Source organism: Bacillus sp. LB7 (assembly GCF_030449715.1).
Taxonomy (GTDB): domain Bacteria; phylum Bacillota; class Bacilli; order Bacillales; family Bacillaceae; genus Bacillus; species Bacillus paralicheniformis.
Genome location: NZ_JASGCA010000071.1, coordinates 1 through 275, shown reverse-complemented (window position 1 = coordinate 275; position 275 = coordinate 1). Strand labels below are relative to the sequence as shown.

Here is a 275-nt window from a genome sequence, read left to right as displayed (position 1 = left end):
AGCGAGTTATAAACCGGAGGGAACAGCGAAAAGCTACCAGCGTATTGTAACGAGCGCATTTACCGGAGAAGACAGAGCAAAAAACGTTTTAGAGATGTATCAACAAGAAACCGGCCAGAAAGCGAGTTATGAACCGGATGGACCAGCAAAAAGCTACCAGCGTATTGTAACGAGCGCATTTACCGGAGAAGACAGAGTAAAAAACGTTTTAGAGATGTATCAACAAGAAACCGGCCAGAAAGCGAGTTATGAACCGGATGGACCAGCAAAAAGCT

General features: G+C 45.1%; 1 pseudogene. It reads left to right on the top strand.

Annotation, left to right across the window (positions count from 1 at the left end):
* A pseudogene (locus QMZ64_RS23115) lies at positions 1-275 on the top strand (hypothetical protein); the annotation flags it as partial.